This is a genomic window from Streptomyces sp. NPDC001027 (assembly GCF_040299045.1).
Taxonomy (GTDB): Bacteria; Actinomycetota; Actinomycetes; order Streptomycetales; family Streptomycetaceae; genus Streptomyces.
In genome coordinates this window covers 24,256-43,240 of sequence record NZ_JBEPBI010000021.1, presented here as the reverse complement: position 1 = coordinate 43,240, position 18,985 = coordinate 24,256, and the positions used below count along the sequence as shown (strand labels likewise).

The window sequence follows — 18,985 nt, the reverse complement described above, 5'->3', positions numbered from 1 at the left end:
CCCTCGTTCACTCCTCGGCCTGTGCGGGCCGGTAAGGGGAATCGCAGCTCATGACTGACTCGACTGGCTCCAACGGCACGACCTCGGTGATCGTCGCGGGCGCGCGTACGCCCATGGGACGGCTGCTGGGCTCCCTCAAGTCCTTCTCCGGAGCCGACCTCGGCGGCTTCGCGATCAAGGCCGCCCTCGACCGCGCGGGCATCGGCGGCGACCAGGTGCAGTACGTGATCATGGGCCAGGTGCTGCAGGCCGGGGCGGGGCAGATCCCGGCCCGTCAGGCCGCGGTCAAGGCCGGCATCCCGATGAACGTGCCGGCGCTCACGATCAACAAGGTGTGTCTCTCGGGCCTGGACGCGATCGCGCTCGCGGACCAGCTGATCCGCGCCGGCGAGTTCGACGTCGTCGTGGCCGGCGGCCAGGAGTCCATGACCAACGCCCCGCACCTGCTGCCGAAGTCCCGCGAGGGCTTCAAGTACGGGGCGATCGAGATGCTCGACGCGATGGCGCACGACGGTCTCACCGACGCCTTCGAGAACATCGCGATGGGCGAGTCCACCGAGAAGCACAACACGCGCCTCGGCATCGCCCGCCCGGAGCAGGACGAGATCGCCGCGCTGTCGCACCAGCGTGCGGCCGCCGCCCAGAAGAACGGCGTCTTCGAGGCGGAGATCACCCCGGTCGAGATCCCGCAGCGCAAGGGCGAGCCGGTCGTCTTCAGCAAGGACGAGGGCATCCGCGCCGACACGACCGCGGAGTCCCTCGGCAAGCTCCGTCCGGCCTTCGCCAAGGACGGCACGATCACCGCGGGCTCGTCGTCGCAGATCTCCGACGGCGCGGCGGCCGTGGTCGTGATGAGCAAGGCCAAGGCGCAGGAGCTCGGCCTGGAGTGGATCGCGGAGATCGGCGCCCACGGCAACGTGGCCGGGCCGGACAACTCGCTGCAGTCCCAGCCCTCCAACGCCATCGCGCACGCCCTGCAGAAGGAGGGCCTGCAGGTCTCCGACCTCGACCTCGTCGAGATCAACGAGGCCTTCGCGGCCGTCGCGGTCCAGTCAATGAAGGACCTCGGCGTGTCCACGGAAAAGGTGAACGTCAACGGCGGCGCCATCGCCCTCGGCCACCCGATCGGCATGTCCGGCGCCCGGCTGGTGCTGCACCTGGCGCTGGAGCTCAAGCGGCGCGGCGGCGGCGTCGGCGCGGCGGCGCTGTGCGGCGGCGGCGGGCAGGGCGACGCGCTGATCGTGCGGGTGCCCAAGGCCTGAGACGCGTCGTGCGACGTCACTCGCTGAACGCAACCGAACGGATCTGAACGGAGCTGTGATGCAGGACGTCTCCTCGCTGGTCGCCCAGGCCAGGGAAGGCCGCCCCCGGGCCGTGGCCCGGCTGATCTCCCTCGTGGAGGGGGCGTCCCCGCAGCTCAGGGAGGTCATGGCGGCCCTGGCGCCGCTCACCGGCAACGCGTACGTGGTGGGACTGACGGGATCGCCGGGCGTGGGCAAGTCCACCTCGACGTCCGCGCTGGTCACCGCCTACCGCAGGCAGGGCAGGCGGGTCGGGGTGCTGGCCGTCGACCCGTCGTCCCCGTTCTCCGGGGGCGCGCTGCTCGGCGACCGGGTCCGGATGTCCGACCACGCCTCCGACCCCGGCGTCTACATCCGCTCCATGGCCACCCGCGGCCACCTCGGCGGCCTCGCCTGGTCGGCGCCGCAGGCGATCCGGGTGCTCGACGCGGCCGGCTGCGACGTGATCCTGGTCGAGACCGTCGGCGTCGGCCAGTCGGAGGTCGAGATCGCCTCCCAGGCGGACACCAGCGTGGTCCTGCTGGCCCCCGGGATGGGCGACGGCATCCAGGCGGCCAAGGCCGGCATCCTGGAGATCGGCGACGTCTACGTCGTCAACAAGGCCGACCGGGACGGCGCCGACGCCACCGCCCGCGAACTGAACCACATGCTCGGCCTCGGGGAGGCCCGCGGCCCCGGGGACTGGCGGCCGCCGATCGTGAAGACCGTGGCCGCGCGCGCCGAAGGCGTCGACGAGGTCGTCGAGGCGCTGGAGAAGCACCGGGCGTGGATGGAGGAGCACGGCGTCCTCGCCGAGCGCCGCCGCGCCCGCGCCGCCCGCGAGGTCGAGACGATCGCCGTCACGGCCCTGCGCGAACGCATCGGCGACCTCCACGGCGACCGTCGGCTGAGCAGCCTGGCGGACCGCATCGTCACCGGCGAGCTCGACCCCTACCGGGCCGCCGACGAACTCGTGGAGGGCCTGACGAAGGGCTGAGCCGGGCCGAGGGCACGCCGGGGAAAACGGCGTGCGGGGCGTGCGCGACCGCTGATACGTTCGTTCTCGTGTTTCTCCTCTTGGCATAGGGACCGCCCAGGTCCGTGATCGGTGAGCGGCAGCAGGCCGGACCGGTCACGGCGATCCGGCGTCCCCTTTTCCGCGCTGCCTCGAGTCGAGGACTCCCTCATGTCCGCTTCACCCTCCGTGCGGCCCTCGTACGCCGCCGTCCTGCGGGTCCCGCATGCCCGCCGCACCTTCGCCGCCGCTCTGACCGGCCGGTTGTCCTACGCGGTCGTCCCGCTGTCCGTGATGCTCGCCGTGACCGGGTCCTCGGGCTCGTACGCGGTGGCCGGCGCCGTGATGGCGCTGTTCGGGGCCACCGCCGTCTTCCTGTCGCCCGCGCGGGCGGCCCTCGTCGACCGCCACGGGCCGCGCCGGACGCTCGCGCCGATGACGGCCGGGCACACTGCGCTGCTCGGTCTGCTGGCCGCGGCGGTCTCCCGGCCGGACGCCGCTCCGGCGCCGGTGCTCGGCGCCCTCGCCGCGGCCGCCGGAGCCTGTGTGCCGCCGCTGGGGCCGACCATGCGGGCCGTGTGGACCCGGCTCGCCCCCGACCGGGCCCTGCTCCAGCGCGCCTACAGCCTCGACGGCGTCGCCGAGGAGCTGCTGTTCGTGACCGGACCGCTGCTGGTCGGCGTTCTGGTCGGCTTCGCGCCGCCGGCCGCCGGGATCGTGGCCGGTGCGGCCCTGATGGCCGTGGGCACGGCCGGGTTTCTGTCGTCCCCCGCGCTGGCGGCGGCGCCGGCCGGGGCCGTCGCCGTGCGGCGGGGCGGCGTCGGGCTGCGCGGCCTCGGGCGGCCCGTGGCCGCCGTCGCCGGCGTCGGGCTGGCGCTGGGCGTCGTCGACCTGCTGGTCGTGGCGTTCTCGGAACGGCACGGACACGGCTCCGGCGGGGCGGCCGTGGCCTGGGTGCTGGCGGCGCTGTCGGCCGGCAGCGCGGTCGGCGGGCTGCTCAACGGCGCCGTCTCCTGGCGGACGCCGGCCCCGGGCCGGCTGCCGTGGCTCACGGCCGGCCTCGGACTGGCGCTGTGCGGCGCGGCCCTCGCGCCGGGGCTCGGCGCCCTGGCCGCGGCGGTCGCGATCGCCGGGTTCTTCGTGTCGCCGGCGCTCACCACGGCCTACCTCGTCGCCGACGAGGTCGCGGCTCCCGAGGCCCGGGTGCGGGCGGGGGCGTGGATCAACACGGCCGTCAACGCGGGCTGCACGGCGGGCACGGCGGTCGCCGGGGCGCTGGCCGGGCGGCTTCCGGTGGCGGCGTGCTTCGCGCTGACCGGGGCGGCGGTGCTCGCGACGGCGGCGCTCGTCGCGGGCGCGTCGGGGCGGCGCACGCCGGGCGAGGGAACGCCCGGGACAGACGCCGAGAGGGACGCCGGGGAGACAGGCACGGGGAGGAAGGGCACGCCCGCGAGGGACACGAGCCCTCTCGTGCCCCTCGCCTGAGCCGTCGGGCGGCGGTCAGTCGTCGAGGTCCCGCGTGACCTTGCCGGTGCGCGCGTCCACCAGCCATTCGCCGTGCCCGGCGGTGTCCACGCTCCAGACGCCGGCGCCCTGGTCGTCGTCCAGGTCGACGTCGGTCACCGTGCCCTTCGCGGCGACGGCGCGGACGGCCGCACGGGCGTCCACGGTCGTGGCCTTCAGGGCGGCGAGGTCCTCGCGGTCGTCGTCGCCGTCACGGTCACCGTCGTCGTCGGTGTCGCGGCGGGCGCCGAGGACCTCGCCGGTGTCCGGGGAGACGGTGACGGCGTACTCGGCGCCGTCCGCCTTCACGACGTCCACCTGCCAGGTCCCGGCGTCGGGGCCGTCGTCCTCGCGGTCGGCGGAGAGCGCGACGCCCGGCGTGTGGGCCAGCGCCGCTGCGATCGCCTCCGCCGCGCCGGTCTTCGCCGCGGTCCCCGAGGCGGTAGTCGCCGTGTCCGCGTGGCCGGCCCGCGCCGCCGTCCGCGCCTCGGGGGCCGGCGCCTGCGCCGCGCCGGTGGACGTGTCGCCGTCGGTGAAGGCGACCGCGGCGCCTCCGCCGATCAGGACGGACGCGGCGACGACGGCGGTGACGAGCGTGCGCTTCATGGGGCTTCCTCCGTGTTCAGGGGCTTTCGCTGACGACGAGGACCACGCTGCCCGATCGGAGCTGAAGCCCCGCTGAAGTCACCTGAAGGGCGCTTCAGCTTCGGTTTGACACCCTGAGCCCATGCGTCCGCCCGTCATCCGCCATCTCTGCGCCCCGGCCGCCGCGCGCCGCCCGTTCCGGATCCTGATCGTCGAGGACGAACGCCGGCTGGCCCTGTCGCTGGCCGGCGGCCTCACCGCCGAGGGCTACGCCGTGGACGTCGTACACGACGGTCTCGAGGGGCTGCGCCGGGCGGGTGAATCGCCGTACGACCTGCTGCTCCTCGACATCATGCTGCCCGGCATGAACGGCTACCGGGTCTGCTCCGCCCTGCGCGCCGCCGGTCACGACGTGCCGATCCTCATGCTCACCGCCAAGGACGGCGAGTACGACGAGGCGGAGGGCCTGGACACGGGCGCGGACGACTACCTGACCAAGCCCTTCTCGTACGTCGTCCTCGTCGCGCGGGTGAAGGCGCTGCTGCGCCGGCGGGGCCGGGACGGCGGCGCCCCGCCCGTGCTGCGGCTGGGCGGGCTGACCGTGGACACCGCCGCCCGTCGGGTCTTCGTCGCGGGCGAGGAGATCGTCCTCACCGCCAAGGAGTTCGCCGTCCTGGAGCACCTCGCGACCCGGGCCGGCGAGGTGGTGTCCAAGGCCGACGTCCTCGAGCACGTCTGGGACTTCGCCTACGACGGCGACCCCAACATCGTCGAGGTCTACGTCAGCGCGCTGCGCCGCAAACTGGGCGCCGGGCTCATCCGGACCGTGCGCGGCGCCGGGTACCGGCTGGAGCGGCCGGAGCCGGCGGAGCGACCGGAGGCCGCGCGATGAGCCGCAGGTGGGGCTCGGTGCGGGCGCGCGCGACGCTCGGCGCCGTCCTCGTGGTCGCCGTCGCCCTTCTCGCGGCCGGCGCCGCCGTGCTGCTGTCGCTGCGCTCGCAACTGCTCGACCAGGCCGACGCGCAGGCGGAGCGCACCGCGCGCGAGGCAGCCGCCCAGCTGTCCGTCGGGACGCCGTACGACAGGCTCTCCTCCCTGGACGACGACGACCGGCCGGTGCGGATCGCCGACGCCGCCGGCCGGCAGGTCGCCGCGTCCGAGGATCTGGAGGCGATCAGCGGGACGCCCGCCGCGGACCCCGCCGACGACGCCGACGACGTCCTCGCTCCCGGGGAGATCGAGGAGGAGCCCCGCTTCGGCGAGGGCTCCGCCACCGTCGACGGCGACACGGCCGACTACCGGTTCGCCGCCCTGCGCGTCCAGGACCCGGGCCGGGGCCCGCTGACCGTGTACGCCGGCGCCCCGCTGTCCGTCGAACGCGACGCCGTGCGCACCGCGCTGACGGTCATGCTGATCGGCTTCCCGTTGCTGCTGGCCGTCGTGGCGGGCGTGACCTGGCTGGTCACCCGGCGGGCGCTGCGGCCGGTCGAGGGGATCCGGCGGGAGATGGCGGCGATCACCGCCTCCGCCGACCTGGGCCGCCGGGTGCCCGAGCCGGACACCCACGACGAGGTCGCCCGGCTCGCCCGGACGACCAACGAGACGCTCGCCGCGCTGCAGAGCTCGGTGGAGCGGCAGCGCCGGTTCGTCGCCGACGCCTCCCACGAGCTGCGCAGCCCGATCGCCTCGCTGCGCACCCAGCTGGAGGTGGGCGCGGCGCACCCCGGCCTGCTGGACGTGGCGGGCGCGGTCGAGGACACCGTACGGCTGCAGCGGCTGGCCGCCGACCTGCTGCTGCTCGCCCGGCTGGACGCGGGGGAGGAGCCCGTGCGGGGGCGGGTCGACCTGGCGGCGCTGGCACGGGAGGGGGCCGCCGGGCGTCCGGCGGTGACGGTGGCCGCGGCGGCGGCGGGCGCGGCCGCCACGGTGGCCGGATCGCGGGGGCAGTTGGGCAGGGTGCTGGCCAATCTGCTCGACAACGCGCAGCGGCACGCCCGGACAGAGGTCGCGGTGTGCGTGCGGCGGTCGGGGGACCGGGTCGTCGTCGAGGTGGCCGACGACGGGGAAGGGGTGCCCGAGGCCGACCGGGAGCGGATCTTCGAGCGGTTCGTCCGGCTGGACGACGCGCGCAGCCGGGACGACGGCGGCGCGGGCCTCGGTCTCGCGATCGCCCGGGACGTGGCGGCGCGGCACGGCGGCACGCTCACGGCCGGTGAGACGCCGGCAGGCGGAGCCCTCTTCGAACTCCGCCTGCCCGCCGTCACCGCGTAGGGGGCGCTACAGCCTTCCCCGCCGGCCGCGGAGGTTCTCCGCGACGGGCTTCAGGGCCTTGGAGAGTTCCGCCAGGGCCTCGGGGGACAGGAGATCGATGAAGTGCCGCCGCACGGAGTCCACGTGGTGCGGCGCGACCTTCTGCATGGTCTCCATGCCGTGCTCGGTCAGGACCGCGTACAGGCCGCGGCGGTCGGACTCGCAGTTCTCCCGGCGCACCAGATCGGCGTTCTCCATACGGGTGATCTGGTGCGAGAGGCGGCTCTTGGACTGGAGGGTGGCGGCCGCGAGATCGCTCATTCGCATCCGCACGCCCTCCGACTCGGAGAGGTTCACCAGGATCTCGTAGTCGTTCATGGTCAGTCCGAACGGCTGAAGATCCTTCTCGAGCTGGTACGTCAACAGCCTGTTGACCTCCAGATGGGTGCGCCAGGCGCACTGCTCCGCTTGGGTCAGCCAGCGCGTGGCCGTTTCGGTCTCCATAAATGAAGTCTACCTAAAATGTTGAAAGGCGAACTAGTACGGGCGGTGTGACGGTGCGCACGCGTTCGATGTCACACTCCGCAGACTACCGCTCACAGCCCGAAGCGACGCTGGAGGTCCCCCAGCTGTCCGGGAAGGCGCGGTGCGCCGGACGGCGCGCCGTGGCCCCCGTGCCCACCTGGGACGCCGCCCGAACCGGGCACTCCCGGCTCGGGCGGAACCGCTCCCGTCGCCTGCTCGGCCATCAGGGTCTCGGTCGACTGCAGCAGCACCGTCCCGGCGCCGACGAACTCGAACTGGTGCTCCTCCCCGGAGGCGCCGCCGAGGCCCGTCAGAGCACGTAGACCGCCCATCACGCCGGTCATGTACCCGTGGTCGTAGTGATGGCACGGGGAGGGGCAGTCGGCCCAGCCGACGAGTGCCTGAGGGTCCACCCGGAGCGGCGGCTCCATGAACACCACCGGGCCGTTGGACGCGGCCACGAACTTTCCGGTTCCGATCAGCGTGAGGAATCCCGGCACGATCGACTGCTTGAGCGACAGACTTGGCTGAAAAGCGAGCAGATTGCCGGAGCGAATGGTCAGGTTGCCGTCTTCGAGGTCATAGGAATTCACGTCGAAGGCCCGGTCGGCGAGCAGCATCTTGCCCGAGCCCTCCGCCACGACCCAGTCGCTCGCGTGCAGAGGCGAATGGAAGGAAGTGCGCACCAGACGGTCCAGCCGACCGTGTCCGACGCCGTTGAAGTCGATCGACCCGTAGTAGGCGATCATCTTCCCCTTCTGGAGGAACCACTGGCTCCCCTTGAGCTCCACGCAGAAGGTGTAGCTGTTCACGTTGTCGTCGACCGGCAGGGTCATGGGGTCGTGCACCGTCGGGCCGCCGCCCGGAGCCCCGTACATGCTCACAGCTTCTCCTCCGACGCCTGGACGAACACCGCACCGCTGCCGCTCAGCTCGAGCTGGAAGCCCTCGCCGGAGCCGCGGCCCACCATGTCCCGCCAGCCGAGCGCCGTCGACAGCTTGTTGCGGACGTCGCCGTGGTGGGCGACGTAGGCCTGCGGGTCGACGTGCACCGGGCGCTGCGGGGTGATCGGGACCTCGAACACCCCGCCGTGGGCCATCACGGCGACGGCCCCGTGGCCCTTGAGAGTGGTGGTGAACAGGCCCTGTCCGCTGATCTGGCCGCGGACCATGCCCATGACGCCGCCCTGCGAGCCCAGGAACATGGTGCCCTGCTGGAGGGTGCCCTCGAAGGCGAGCAGGCGGTCCGCCTCGACGCACAGCGTGTCGCCGCTGAGCCTGATCACCTGGACATGGTGCCCGCCGTGCCCGAAGAGGACCGTGCCGTTGCCCTCGACGGTCATCAGCGGCGTGTCCTCGTTCGCGAGCCGCCGGCCGATCATGGACATCACCCCGCCCTGCCCGCCCTGGACGTTGGGGGTGAAGGACACCTCGCCGCGGTAGGCCAGCATGGCCCCGCGCTGACTGAAGAGCCGGGCGCCGGGGACGACGGTCGCCTCGATCATCTTGGAGTTGATCTCACGGAAGGTCATCTCACACGTCCCCCGCGATCGTGTTGCGCTCGCTCGGCTGGACGTACACCAGGCCGTCCCCCTCGAAGCGGATCTGGAAGGCCTCGCCGCCGCCTTCGCCCAGGAACGTGCGGAACGTCACCCCCGACTGGAAGGACTGCCGGACGTTTCCCTGGTGCGCGACATAGGCGCCGGGGTCGACGGTGAGCGGGTACTGCGGGCTGACGCGCAGCACCACGGCCGGCCCGTCCGACGTGATCGCCGCCTGGCCGGTGCCCTCGACGGTCGTCGTGAACAGCCCGTTGCCCTGGGTCGCGCCGCGCACCCCGGTGAAGCTGGTGCCGGTGCGCAGGCCGGCGTCGGTCGCGAGCAGATTGCTCGACTCGACGAACAGCTTGTCGCCCCGGAGCTGCACGAGGTTGATCTCGGAGGCGCGGTCGGCGAACCAGCAGGTGCCCTGCCCCCTCACCTCCATCACGGTCATCTGCTCGCCGGTGAGCCGCCGGGTCACCATGCCCCGGATGCCCTCGCCGCCGCCGCTGAGCTTCTTGAAGGCCATCTGCCCGTCGTACGCGACCATCGAGCCGTTCTTCGCCTTCACGGCGTCGCCGGTCATGTCGACGGCCAGCACCTTGCTGCCTTGGAGTCGAAACATCGCCACGGGGCGAAGGTATCGGCCGGACGGGTGCGCCGAACAGCACCCGGAGGTGGAGCAAGACCCTGAACGCACCCTTAGGGGGAGCGTTTGTCACAATGGACGAACGCTTGTGCGTGCATTCACAATCTCCCTGCCCCCGCCGTACCCCCACCCGAAGGTGACCCGTGGACCTGAAGACCGCCTCCGCCCTCCGCCGCCTGCGCCTGGTCTCCGCCCCGGAGGCCGTGTCGTTCCTCCTGCTGCTGGTCTGCTCGGTGCTGAAGCGGACCACCGACTTCGACGCCGTGCCCGTGATGGGCTGGGTCCACGCCGTGCTCTTCCTGCTGTACCTGCTCTTCTGGGCCGACGCCTGGAACCGCACGAAGTGGTCCCTGAAGACCGCGGCCCTCTACTTCGTCCTCGCGGTCCTGCCGACCGGCGGCTTCTTCGCCGAGCGCCGGCTGCGCCGCGAGTCGGTGGACGCGGTCATCGCCTCCCGCGCCCGCAAGGAAGGCGTCGTGAACGCATGATCGTCGCCTTCTCCATCACTCCCCTGGGTGTCGGCGAGGACGTCGGCGAGTACGTGGCCGACGCCGTTCGGGTGGTTCGCGCATCCGGCCTGCCGAACCGCACCGACGCCATGTTCACCTCCGTCGAGGGCGAATGGGACGAGGTGATGGACGTCGTCCGGCGGGCCGTCGCCGCCGTCGAGGCGCGCGCCCCGCGCGTCTCCCTCGTCCTCAAGGCCGACATCCGCCCCGGCGTGACGGACGGGCTCACCTCGAAGGTGGCGACCGTGGAGCGGCATCTCGCGCCGTGACCGCCCCGGACGCCCGTCCGGTCAGTCCCCCGAACGGGTGCGGACCGGCGGGGGTCCGGCCCGCGCCGCGTGACTAATGTCTCCCGGGTCGATCATGTTCCGCGCGTCGGCGCGGCGCCGAAGGGGGAGTGTGCGGTGGCAGGGCGGCGCGGGCCGGACCATCCCGGCAGGGCGATCACGGCGTTCCTCCTGGCGGTGACGCTGGCGGCGCTCTGCGTGGGCCAGACGCCCAGGACGCTCGCCTGCCCGCTCGCCCGGGGCGAGCTCACCGTCGACGACCTGCCCGCCGGCTCCTCCGTGCTCGACTGCCCCGCGGTCGGCCGCGTGGTCACCCACGACGGCGCGGGTCTGGCGGTGCCCGCGCCCGGCACCACGGTCAGCGTCGACGCCGTCACCGCGGACGGCTCGGCGCACGGGTTCGCCCTCACCGTCGCCGCCGACGGCACCGTCTCCTACGCCTACGAGGCCGCCCATGCCACGGCCGGCCGTGGCGGCCGCGCAGACGCCCCCGCCCCCTGCGCCGACGCCGCCTACGTCACCGCGGGCCGCAAGGAGTACGGCACGTACGAGTGGTACCTCGGCGACGGCCGCCTGCCGGCCGGGATCTCCCGGGCCGACGCCCGGCGGGCCTTCGAGGAGGCCGTCGGCGCCATCACCGCCAGCCGCAACGACTGCGGTCTCGACGACCGGGTCGCCGCGAGGGCCCGCCATGTGTCGACCACCTCCAGCAAGGCCGACATCGACCGGGAGACCCGCTGCATGAGCCCCGACGGCCTGAGCGTCTGGGACATGGGCGACCTCGGCGCCGACGCCGTCGCCACCACGTGCTCCTGGAGCCGCCCGGCGCCCGGCGGGGGACCGGAGGAACTGATCGAGGCCGACGTCCGCTTCAACGCCCACGACTACGCGTTCACCGTCGACCCCTCCGGAGCCTGCACGCGCGCGTACGACCTCCGCAGCGTCGCCACGCACGAGGCCGGGCACGTCTTCGGCCTCGGCCACGCCGGCGCCGGACACGAGAACCTCACCATGTTCGCGAGCTCGTTCGCCTGCTCCACGAGCGCCCGCACCCTCGGCAAGGGCGACGTCCTCGGTCTGCGCAGCCTCTACTGAGCGTCGCCCGACACCAGCGCGATGCCCAGCGGCGTCCGCTCGTAGAGCACCTGGTGGCCGTAGCGGCGGGACACCAGCAGCCCCGCCTCGCGCAGCACGCCCAGATGCGCGGACACCGACGACGGGGCGAGGCCGAGGCGGTGCGCCAGGGCCGAGGTGCTCGCCGGGTCGTCGAGCGCGCCGAGCACGGCGGCCCGGCCCCGGCCGAGCAGCCGCACCAGCGCGTCGGGGAGGCGCTGGGCGCGGTCGGCCGGGTCGCTCCACAGGCCCGCGATGCCCCGCGCCGGGTAGACCAGCGTGGGCTGCCAGGGCGGGTCGAAGCCGCTCACCACGTCCGGCCACGAGAACACGCTCGGCATCAGCACGAGCCCCCGGCCGCCGAGACGCCGCTCGTGCTCGCCGTTCGAGGCGACGGTCAGGGTGCCGGCCCGCCAGCCGCACCGGCGGTTGATCTCCGGCAGCAGCCCGCCCAGGCCCACCTCGGCCAGCCGGCGGGAGTGGAAGGCGACGTCCGCCTCCAGCAGTGCGCGCAGCCGGGGCCAGTCCGGCGCGAGCAGGGTGCGCCAGACCTCCTCCAGCACGTCGGCGAGTTCCCGGATCATCGCTTCCGGATCCGCCAGCCAGGCCCGCCCCTGCGGCGAGTCCAGCGCGCCGGGGGTGTCCGCCAGCGAACGGGCGGTGTCCTCGCGGGCGGCTCGCGGGTCCGCGGCCCGCACGGCGGCGATCTCCTCCTCGAAGCCGGCCGCGGGGCCCAGGGGCGGCGGGCACAGCCAGTCGGGGGAGTGGCCCCGGCGCGGCATGACCAGCCACAGACCGGTCAGGTCGAGCGTCCCGGCCGCCGTGCGGATCCGGCGCAGCCAGGGCGTGTGGTAGCCGTGCCGGTCGGGCCGCTTGAGCGTGCGCGCGGCCTCCTGCGTCTCCCACAGCGGGGACACGGCGAAGCGGCAGCGCAGGAAGTCCTCCTCCCCGAAGTGCAGACGCGAGGACACGCGCCCCTCCTCCCACCCGTGCGGCGAACATTCGGCCCAGGCCGAAACTCTAGGACGTGCGCCCGCGGCCCAGCACGCTGCCCTGCATGTCAGACGTCACGACGGCCGCCGCAGAGGCCCCGCCCGCCGGATACCTCCGGGTGTTCGCCGTCCGCGAGTTCCGGGCCGTCTTCGCCGCCCACCTGCTGTCCATGCTCGGCGTCATCGTCGCCGAGATCGCCCTCTCCGTCCTGGTCTACGACCTGACGGGCTCGCCCCTGCTGAGCGCCCTGGCCTGGGCCCTCGGCTTCCTGCCCTACGTCGTCGGCGGCACCCTGCTCGCCGGGGTCGCCGACCGCTTCCCGGCCCGGCGCGTCCTCGTCGGCTGCGACCTGGTGTGCGCGGCGTGCGTGCTGCCCATGACGGCTCCGGGCGCGCATCTCGCCGTCCTGCTCGCCCTGCGCTGCTGCCTCGCTGTGGTCTCACCGGTCTTCGCGGGCACCCGCATGGCGACCCTCGCGGACATCCTGGGCGACGGCGACCTGTTCGTCCTCGGCCGCTCCCTGCTGCGCATCACCGCGCAGAGCGCCCTGCTGGTCGGCTTCGGCCTCGGCGGCGTGCTGCTCACGGTCGCCTCCCCGCGCCAGGCACTCCTCCTCACCGTCGCCACCTTCCTCGCCTCCGCCGCGCTGCTGCGTCTGGGCACCCGCCGCCGCCCGGCCCGGGCGCGGACCGGCGGGGCGCTGGTCGCCGACTCCCTCAGAGGGGCCCGGCAGGTCCTCGCCGACCGGCGCACCCGGGCGCTGCTGCTGCTCTTCTGGGCGCCGCCGACGTTCGCCGTCGCTCCCGAGGCGCTGTCCGCGCCGTACGCGGACGACCTCGGGGCCGGCTCCGTGGGCCTCGGGCTGCTGATGTGCGCGCTGCCGGTCGGCACGGTCGCGGGCGAGCTGTACGCCGGGGCCCGGCTGCGGCCCGCGACCCGCGAGCGGATCGCCCTCCCGCTCGCCTGCGTCAGCCTGCTGCCCTACCTCGGCTACGCCTTCCGCCCCGGCCTCGCCGTCTCGCTGCTTCTGCTGGTCGTCGCGGGGGCCGGGTCGGCGTACACCCTCGGCCTGGACCAGTGGATCGTCCGGGACGTCCCGGTGGAGCTGCGCGGCCGGGCCATGACGCTGCTCACCGCCGGGCTGATGACCTTCCAGGGCGTCGGCATGGCCCTGGCGGGGGTCGCCGCCGAGGTGGCGGGGGTGGCGTGGACCGTCACGGGGGCGGGTCTCCTGGGGGCCCTGGCTTGCCTCCTCACCGCCCGGGAGGTCCGCAAGACCGAAACGCGAGACGGGGCTGACCACGATGTGACCGGCCGGTAAGGTCTGGAGGCGTGCCGAAACCGCTCAGTCTCGCCTTCGACCCCATCGCCCGCGCCGACGAGCTCTGGAAGCAGCGCTGGGGGAGCGTGCCGTCCATGGCCGCGATCACCTCGATCATGCGCGCGCACCAGATCCTGCTCGCCGAGGTGGACGCCGTGGTCAAGCCCTACGGCCTGACGTTCGCGCGCTACGAGGCGCTGGTGCTGCTCACCTTCTCCAAGGAGGGCGAGCTGACCATGTCGAAGATCGGCGAGCGGCTGCAGGTGCACCCCACCTCGGTGACGAACACCGTGGACCGCCTGGTGAGGTCCGGTCTGGTGGACAAGCGCCCCAACCCCAACGACGGCCGCGGCACGCTCGCCGTGATCACCGGGAAGGGCCGTGAGGTCGTGGAGGCGGCCACCCGCGACCTGATGGCCATGGACTTCGGGCTCGGGGTGTACGACGCGGAGGAGTGCGGGGAGATCTTCGCGATGCTGCGGCCGCTGCGGGTCGCCGCGCACGACTTCGACGAGGACTGAGCCGCCGCCCGGGGACGCCCCGCGACCGGGAGCGGAGCGGACGCGCCGGGAGCGCCGACCCGGGGCAAGATCTCCCGGAACGGGTCGTTACGCTCGTCGGCATGAAGAAGAGCGTGCTGACCCGCTACCGCGTCCTGGCCTATGTCACCGGTGTGCTGCTGGTCCTGCTGTGCCTGGGCGTCATCGCCAAGTACATCCTGGACGTCGACGGGGCCGCGGACTTCACCCGCGTCGTCGGATTCGCGCACGGCTGGCTCTACGTTCTCTACCTCGTCTTCGCCTTCGACCTGGGCTCCAAGGCGAAGTGGCCGGTCGGCAAGCTGCTGTGGGTGCTGCTGGCCGGGACCGTCCCGACGGCCGCCTTCTTCGTGGAGCGCAGGATCAGCCGCGAGCTGGCCCCGGCGGCCGCGTTCGAGGACGCGGCGGTCATCAAGGCGTAGCCGGTATTCGGCATCCGGCGGCGTGGCTCTCCGCCGCCGGACCGGTCTGCCGTCTCCCGCCGCACCGGTCTCCGGTCGCGCGCGGGCGCGGCGAGGCGTGTGCGGCAGGCCGGGCCGCCCGGAAGCACCGATCACCGGAGTCCCTGCCTGCAGCTGTCGACATTTACTTGGACGTCCTAGTAAATTCGAAGCATGGACGCTGACGTCATCGAGGAGGGCCGCCGTCGCTGGCAGGCCCGGTACGACGCTTCGCGCAAGCGTGAGGCCGACTTCACCACGCTCTCGGGAGACCCGGTGGAGCCGGTGTACGGGCCGCGGGCCGGTGACGCCTACGACGGCTTCGAGCGCATCGGCTGGCCGGGGGAGTACCCCTTCACGCGCGGCCTGTATCCGACCGGCTACCGCGGGCGCACCTGGACCATCCGGCAGTTCGCCGGGTTCGGCAACGCCGAGCAGACCAACGAGCGCTACAAGATGATCCTGGCCAACGGCGGCGGAGGCCTCTCCGTCGCCTTCGACATGCCGACCCTCATGGGCCGCGACTCCGACGACCGGCGCTCGCTGGGCGAGGTCGGGCACTGCGGCGTCGCCATCGACTCGGCCGCCGACATGGAGGTCCTGTTCAAGGACATCCCGCTGGGCGAGGTCACCACGTCGATGACGATCAGCGGGCCCGCCGTGCCCGTCTTCTGCATGTACCTGGTCGCCGCCGAACGCCAGGGCGTCGACCCCGGGGTCCTCAACGGCACGCTCCAGACGGACATCTTCAAGGAGTACATCGCCCAGAAGGAGTGGCTCTTCCCGCCCGAGCCGCACCTGCGCCTGATCGGCGACCTCATGGAGTACTGCGCGGCCGGCATCCCCGCCTACAAGCCGCTGTCCGTCTCCGGCTACCACATCCGCGAGGCCGGCGCGACGGCGGCGCAGGAGCTCGCCTACACCCTGGCGGACGGCTTCGGGTACGTGGAGCTGGGACTCAGCCGTGGGCTCGACGTCGACGTGTTCGCGCCCGGACTGTCCTTCTTCTTCGACGCGCACGTCGACTTCTTCGAGGAGATCGCCAAGTTCCGCGCGGCGCGCAGGATCTGGGCGCGCTGGATGCGGGACGTCTACGGGGCCAGGAGCGAGAAGGCCCAGTGGCTGCGCTTCCACACCCAGACCGCCGGCGTCTCGCTGACCGCCCAGCAGCCGTACAACAACGTGGTGCGCACGGCCGTCGAGGCCCTGGCGGCGGTGCTCGGCGGCACCAACTCGCTGCACACCAACGCCCTCGACGAGACCCTCGCGCTGCCGAGCGAGCAGGCCGCCGAGATCGCGCTGCGCACCCAGCAGGTGCTCATGGAGGAGACCGGCGTCGCCAACGTGGCCGACCCGCTGGGCGGTTCGTGGTTCGTCGAGCAGTTGACGGACCGGATCGAGGCCGACGCGGAGAAGATCTTCGAGCAGATCAGGGAACGCGGGCTGCGCGCGCACCCCGACGGCCGGCACCCCATCGGCCCCATCACCTCCGGCATCCTGCGCGGGATCGAGGACGGCTGGTTCACCGGCGAGATCGCGGAGTCCGCGTTCCGCTACCAGCAGGCCCTGGAGAAGGGCGACAAGAGGGTCGTCGGCGTCAACGCGCACACCGGGTCGGTGACCGGGGACCTGGAGATCCTGCGGGTCAGCCACGAGGTGGAGCGGGAGCAGGTGCGGGTCCTGGGGGCGCGCAGGACCGCCCGGGACGAGCAGGCCGTGCGCAGTGCCCTCGCGGCGATGCTGACGGCCGCCCGCGACGGGGCCAACATGATCGGCCCCATGCTGGACGCAGTGCGGGCCGAGGCCACGCTGGGCGAGATCTGCGACGTCCTGCGGGACGAGTGGGGCGTGTACACGGAGCCGCCCGGCTTCTGAGCCCCCGCGAGACGCCCGCGAGACGACGGGGCGGCGCCGGACCGTTCGACGGCCCGGTCCCGCCCCGCTCCCGTGTCCCGGGCGCGAAGGCGTCGGCCAGGTCCCCGGCCCGGGGCCTAGGTCTGCCCGGAGGGCGGCGTCAGGCCCAGCAGCAGGACCCGGGTGAAGGCGTGCACCCATTCCTCGTCCGCCGGTTCCGCGCTGACCAGCGTGCGGTGCACCACCGCTCCCGCCACCACGTCGAAGATGAGGTCGACGGTGCGCGCGGCCTCGGCCGGGTCGGACTCCGTGGGGAGTTCGCCGCGCGCCTGGGCCCGGGCGCGGCCCTCCAGGACCAGGCCCTTCTGCGGCTCGACGATGGAGGCGCGGATGCGCTCGCGCAGAGCGTCGTCGCGGGTGGACTCGGCGACGACCGCCATCAGGCCGTTCTTGGCCTCCGGTTGCGCGAGGATCGCCGCGAACTGCAGGACCACGCCCTCGATGTCCGCGGCGAGGCTGCCGCGGTCGGGGAGTTCGAGCGCGTCGAACAGCTCCGCGACCGCGTCGACGACCAGTTCGTTCTTGCCGGCCCAGCGGCGGTAGAGCGTCGTCTTGGCGACGCCGGCACGGGTCGCCACGTCGCCCAGGGTCAGTCTCGACCAGCCCAGCTCGACCAGCGCCGCACGCGTCGCGGCCAGGATCGCGGCGTCCGCGGCGGCGCTGCGCGGGCGGCCCGTACGGACGGCGGGCGTGCGGCTCTGCATTCTCCGACCATAACCGCAGGTTTTTCCGCTGCGTCCGTGAGGCAGATCACTGGGAGGCGCTTGGTGCGAGAGCACTCGACACCATTACGCTACGACTCGTAGCGAAAGCTCGCGACGGACGTACGCGAGCCGGACCCGGCACGGCGCGGGGTGGGGACCCGAGCGCCCGTGCCCGGGATGTTCGGGAGTATTCGGATCGCTTTTCACGCAGACGCGCGGACGGGGGAGGATAGACGCATGCAGCCACGGAACATGTCCATGAGCGGAGTCGTCGACCTCGCCGCGGTGAAGGCGGCCCAGGAGGCCAAGGCCAAGGCGGAACAGACGCGCGCCGAAGCGGCACGGCAGGGCGGCACGGGAGCCGTCTCCCCGGCCGACCTCGTGATCGACGTCGACGAGGCGGGATTCGAGCAGGAGGTCCTGCAGCGGTCCGCCGAGGTGCCCGTCGTCATCGACTTCTGGGCCGAGTGGTGCCAGCCGTGCAAACAGCTGAGCCCGGTCCTGGAGCGTCTCGCCCTCGAGTACGACGGCCGCTTCCTGCTCGCCAAGATCGACGTCGACGCCAACCAGATGCTGATGCAGCAGTTCGGGGTGCAGGGCATTCCGGCTGTGTTCGCCGTCGTCGCCGGGCAGGCGCTGCCGCTCTTCCAGGGCGCGGCCGGCGAGGCGCAGATCCGCCAGACCCTCGACCAGCTGGTGCAGGTCGCCGAGCAGCGGTTCGGGCTGACCGGCCTGACCGTCGACCCCGACGCCGGGCCGGGCGAGGCCCAGGCGGCCCCCGCCGAGCCCGTCGGACCGTACGACGCGCTCCTCGAAGCCGCCGTGCAGGCGCTGGACGGGGGCGACTTCGGCGGCGCGGTGCAGGCCTACAAGAACGTCCTGGCCGACGACCCCGCAAACCCCGAGGCCCGACTCGGTCTCGCTCAGGCCGAGTTGCTCCAGCGGGTCGGCGACATGGATCCGCAGCGGGTGCGCGCTGACGCGGCCGAGCGTCCCACCGACGTCGCGGCCCAGATCGCCGCGGCCGACCTGGACCTGGTGGGCGGTCATGTCGAGGACGCCTTCGGCAGGCTCATCGACACCGTGCGTCGCACGGCCGGCGACGACCGGGACGCCGCGCGGGTGAGGCTGCTCGAACTGTTCGACGTGGTCGGCCCCGACGACCCGCGGGTGGCGGCGGCACGGCGGGCGCTGGCGCGCGCGTTGTTCTGACCCCGTCCGGCCCCGGTTCTGACCAGTCGCTAAACGTCGGGGCCGGTGGTGTCGGAGTGAAAATTTCGTCGAAGTGGTTCCCCAGCGGCCGCGCTTTACCAAATCTTGGTAATCGCGGCCGCTGTTACTAGGAGTAAGACCAGGCCGTCGGTCTGTCGGTTTCTGTCCATCGGTCAACAGTTTTGTCCTGGGCATGAAAGACACCCTGCGTCGCCGGTCGAGACCTGTGGGTCGTTGTTCGGTTATCCGGCCGTTACTAGCCAGTAACGAACCCCCTTGTGCGGGCGGCGAGAATGCACCACGATCGGCCACGCTCGGTCCAATCCCGTACCCCGACAGCCGGTTGGGCGGACGGGTTCTCCTGGGTCCCCACCGAGCAGGGCCGACGACAGTGACGTCGGCCCTCGGACAGGGGGGTCTTCGCCGAGGCGAAGCCTGTCCGGCAAGGTTGTGCGTGATGCGTGTCAGGCGCGACCAGTGGTTGTCGCTCGGGGGTGATCGCCGGTGATTCGGTGCGCGGTTCGCGCCTCCGGAACAGGCGCTCCCCTTCCCGAGGACGTAGCACTTCTCCCATCCCTGGCCGGCTGACTCGCCCTCATCGGAGGC

The 18,985-nt window shown here is 73.0% G+C and carries 20 protein-coding genes; 13 read left to right on the top strand and 7 right to left on the bottom strand.

What is annotated here, in order from left to right:
- The first annotated feature begins 50 nt into the window (after nt 1-50).
- From ABT300_RS09560 to ABT300_RS09550, 3 genes are all read left to right on the top strand, one after another.
- On the top strand, nt 51-1,262 hold the full coding sequence (locus ABT300_RS09560) for an acetyl-CoA C-acetyltransferase (protein ID WP_351673710.1): 1,212 nt from the start codon (nt 51-53) through the stop codon (nt 1,260-1,262).
- A gap of 58 nt (nt 1,263-1,320) precedes the next feature.
- Complete coding sequence (gene meaB, locus ABT300_RS09555; protein WP_351673709.1) at nt 1,321-2,277, top strand: methylmalonyl Co-A mutase-associated GTPase MeaB; 957 nt, start codon at nt 1,321-1,323, stop codon at nt 2,275-2,277.
- Between the two features lie 189 nt (nt 2,278-2,466).
- Complete coding sequence (locus tag ABT300_RS09550) at nt 2,467-3,780, top strand: MFS transporter (protein WP_351673708.1); 1,314 nt, start codon at nt 2,467-2,469, stop codon at nt 3,778-3,780.
- A gap of 15 nt (nt 3,781-3,795) precedes the next feature.
- On the opposite strand, the gene ABT300_RS09545 is transcribed toward ABT300_RS09550, so the two are convergent.
- On the bottom strand, nt 3,796-4,404 hold the full coding sequence (locus ABT300_RS09545) for a PepSY domain-containing protein (RefSeq protein WP_351673707.1): 609 nt from the start codon (nt 4,402-4,404) through the stop codon (nt 3,796-3,798).
- Between the two features lie 121 nt (nt 4,405-4,525).
- Here ABT300_RS09545 and ABT300_RS09540 point away from each other — a divergent pair, with 121 nt between their 5' ends.
- Nucleotides 4,526-5,275, top strand: coding sequence for a response regulator transcription factor (locus ABT300_RS09540; protein ID WP_351673706.1), 750 nt, complete (start codon nt 4,526-4,528; stop codon nt 5,273-5,275).
- Complete coding sequence (locus ABT300_RS09535) at nt 5,272-6,654, top strand: sensor histidine kinase (RefSeq protein WP_351673705.1); 1,383 nt, start codon at nt 5,272-5,274, stop codon at nt 6,652-6,654. The genes ABT300_RS09540 and ABT300_RS09535 overlap by 4 nt, the downstream gene beginning before the upstream one ends.
- Before the next feature lie 6 nt (nt 6,655-6,660).
- On the opposite strand, the gene ABT300_RS09530 is transcribed toward ABT300_RS09535, so the two are convergent.
- The 4 genes from ABT300_RS09530 to ABT300_RS09515 all read right to left on the bottom strand — a co-directional run bounded on the left by ABT300_RS09530 (nt 6,661) and on the right by ABT300_RS09515 (nt 9,323).
- Nucleotides 6,661-7,137, bottom strand: coding sequence for a MarR family winged helix-turn-helix transcriptional regulator (locus tag ABT300_RS09530; protein ID WP_319281207.1), 477 nt, complete (start codon nt 7,135-7,137; stop codon nt 6,661-6,663).
- Nucleotides 7,138-7,229: 92 nt separating this feature from the next.
- Nucleotides 7,230-8,036 carry an AIM24 family protein gene (locus ABT300_RS09525; protein ID WP_351673726.1) on the bottom strand — a complete coding sequence of 269 codons (807 nt, stop codon included), beginning with the start codon at nt 8,034-8,036 and terminating at the stop codon, nt 7,230-7,232.
- Between the two features lie 2 nt (nt 8,037-8,038).
- The gene (locus tag ABT300_RS09520; protein WP_351673704.1) at nt 8,039-8,689 is read right to left on the bottom strand and encodes an AIM24 family protein; all 651 of its coding nucleotides are present in this window, start codon (nt 8,687-8,689) and stop codon (nt 8,039-8,041) included.
- Nucleotide 8,690: 1 nt separating this feature from the next.
- Complete coding sequence (locus ABT300_RS09515; protein WP_057584720.1) at nt 8,691-9,323, bottom strand: AIM24 family protein; 633 nt, start codon at nt 9,321-9,323, stop codon at nt 8,691-8,693.
- 167 nt (nt 9,324-9,490) lie between these two features.
- On the opposite strand from ABT300_RS09515, the gene ABT300_RS09510 reads away from it, so the two are divergent.
- The 3 genes from ABT300_RS09510 (at nt 9,491) to ABT300_RS09500 (ending at nt 11,238) form a co-directional block, all read left to right on the top strand.
- Nucleotides 9,491-9,835, top strand: a complete 345-nt coding sequence (locus ABT300_RS09510) for a DUF3817 domain-containing protein (RefSeq protein WP_319192558.1) — start codon at nt 9,491-9,493, stop codon at nt 9,833-9,835.
- Entirely contained in the window at nt 9,832-10,125 is a 294-nt protein-coding gene (locus ABT300_RS09505) for an MTH1187 family thiamine-binding protein (protein WP_319281202.1), read from the top strand. The genes ABT300_RS09510 and ABT300_RS09505 overlap by 4 nt, the downstream gene beginning before the upstream one ends.
- A gap of 135 nt (nt 10,126-10,260) precedes the next feature.
- On the top strand, nt 10,261-11,238 hold the full coding sequence (locus ABT300_RS09500; RefSeq protein ID WP_351673703.1) for a matrixin family metalloprotease: 978 nt from the start codon (nt 10,261-10,263) through the stop codon (nt 11,236-11,238).
- Here the strand turns inward: ABT300_RS09500 and ABT300_RS09495 are convergent.
- Complete coding sequence (locus tag ABT300_RS09495) at nt 11,232-12,227, bottom strand: ArsR/SmtB family transcription factor (RefSeq protein WP_351673702.1); 996 nt, start codon at nt 12,225-12,227, stop codon at nt 11,232-11,234. The two genes, ABT300_RS09500 and ABT300_RS09495, sit on opposite strands and share 7 nt — an antisense overlap.
- A gap of 86 nt (nt 12,228-12,313) precedes the next feature.
- Here ABT300_RS09495 and ABT300_RS09490 point away from each other — a divergent pair, with 86 nt between their 5' ends.
- The 4 genes from ABT300_RS09490 to icmA all read left to right on the top strand — a co-directional run bounded on the left by ABT300_RS09490 (nt 12,314) and on the right by icmA (nt 16,424).
- On the top strand, nt 12,314-13,570 hold the full coding sequence (locus ABT300_RS09490) for an MFS transporter (protein ID WP_351673701.1): 1,257 nt from the start codon (nt 12,314-12,316) through the stop codon (nt 13,568-13,570).
- An 11-nt stretch (nt 13,571-13,581) separates the two neighbouring features.
- Nucleotides 13,582-14,091: a MarR family winged helix-turn-helix transcriptional regulator gene (locus ABT300_RS09485; RefSeq protein ID WP_351673700.1), complete on the top strand. Its 510-nt coding sequence runs from the start codon at nt 13,582-13,584 to the stop codon at nt 14,089-14,091.
- 101 nt (nt 14,092-14,192) lie between these two features.
- Complete coding sequence (locus tag ABT300_RS09480) at nt 14,193-14,531, top strand: DUF3817 domain-containing protein (RefSeq protein WP_057583971.1); 339 nt, start codon at nt 14,193-14,195, stop codon at nt 14,529-14,531.
- A gap of 192 nt (nt 14,532-14,723) precedes the next feature.
- On the top strand, nt 14,724-16,424 hold the full coding sequence (icmA, locus tag ABT300_RS09475; RefSeq protein WP_351673699.1) for a coenzyme B12-dependent isobutyryl-CoA mutase large subunit: 1,701 nt from the start codon (nt 14,724-14,726) through the stop codon (nt 16,422-16,424).
- Nucleotides 16,425-16,540: 116 nt separating this feature from the next.
- On the opposite strand, the gene ABT300_RS09470 is transcribed toward icmA, so the two are convergent.
- Nucleotides 16,541-17,167, bottom strand: a complete 627-nt coding sequence (locus ABT300_RS09470; RefSeq protein WP_351673698.1) for a TetR/AcrR family transcriptional regulator — start codon at nt 17,165-17,167, stop codon at nt 16,541-16,543.
- Nucleotides 17,168-17,404: 237 nt separating this feature from the next.
- Here ABT300_RS09470 and ABT300_RS09465 point away from each other — a divergent pair, with 237 nt between their 5' ends.
- Nucleotides 17,405-18,379 carry a tetratricopeptide repeat protein gene (locus ABT300_RS09465; RefSeq protein ID WP_351673697.1) on the top strand — a complete coding sequence of 325 codons (975 nt, stop codon included), beginning with the start codon at nt 17,405-17,407 and terminating at the stop codon, nt 18,377-18,379.
- Nucleotides 18,380-18,985 lie beyond the last annotated feature (606 nt).

Bases quoted from the DNA above. Each gene is read 5' to 3' on its own strand.
- ABT300_RS09540 (WP_351673706.1), top strand. From the start codon at position 4,526: ATGCGTCCGCCCGTCATCCGCCATCTCTGCGCCCCGGCCGCCGCGCGC.
- ABT300_RS09560 (WP_351673710.1), top strand. From the start codon at position 51: ATGACTGACTCGACTGGCTCCAACGGCACGACCTCGGTGATCGTCGCG.
- ABT300_RS09530 (WP_319281207.1), bottom strand. From the start codon at position 7,137: ATGGAGACCGAAACGGCCACGCGCTGGCTGACCCAAGCGGAGCAGTGC.
- ABT300_RS09550 (WP_351673708.1), top strand. From the start codon at position 2,467: ATGTCCGCTTCACCCTCCGTGCGGCCCTCGTACGCCGCCGTCCTGCGG.
- icmA (WP_351673699.1), top strand. From the start codon at position 14,724: ATGGACGCTGACGTCATCGAGGAGGGCCGCCGTCGCTGGCAGGCCCGG.
- ABT300_RS09490 (WP_351673701.1), top strand. From the start codon at position 12,314: ATGTCAGACGTCACGACGGCCGCCGCAGAGGCCCCGCCCGCCGGATAC.
- ABT300_RS09505 (WP_319281202.1), top strand. From the start codon at position 9,832: ATGATCGTCGCCTTCTCCATCACTCCCCTGGGTGTCGGCGAGGACGTC.
- ABT300_RS09545 (WP_351673707.1), bottom strand. From the start codon at position 4,404: ATGAAGCGCACGCTCGTCACCGCCGTCGTCGCCGCGTCCGTCCTGATC.
- ABT300_RS09525 (WP_351673726.1), bottom strand. From the start codon at position 8,036: ATGTACGGGGCTCCGGGCGGCGGCCCGACGGTGCACGACCCCATGACC.
- meaB (WP_351673709.1), top strand. From the start codon at position 1,321: ATGCAGGACGTCTCCTCGCTGGTCGCCCAGGCCAGGGAAGGCCGCCCC.
- ABT300_RS09520 (WP_351673704.1), bottom strand. From the start codon at position 8,689: ATGACCTTCCGTGAGATCAACTCCAAGATGATCGAGGCGACCGTCGTC.
- ABT300_RS09480 (WP_057583971.1), top strand. From the start codon at position 14,193: ATGAAGAAGAGCGTGCTGACCCGCTACCGCGTCCTGGCCTATGTCACC.
- ABT300_RS09465 (WP_351673697.1), top strand. From the start codon at position 17,405: ATGCAGCCACGGAACATGTCCATGAGCGGAGTCGTCGACCTCGCCGCG.
- ABT300_RS09515 (WP_057584720.1), bottom strand. From the start codon at position 9,323: ATGTTTCGACTCCAAGGCAGCAAGGTGCTGGCCGTCGACATGACCGGC.
- ABT300_RS09470 (WP_351673698.1), bottom strand. From the start codon at position 17,167: ATGCAGAGCCGCACGCCCGCCGTCCGTACGGGCCGCCCGCGCAGCGCC.
- ABT300_RS09535 (WP_351673705.1), top strand. From the start codon at position 5,272: ATGAGCCGCAGGTGGGGCTCGGTGCGGGCGCGCGCGACGCTCGGCGCC.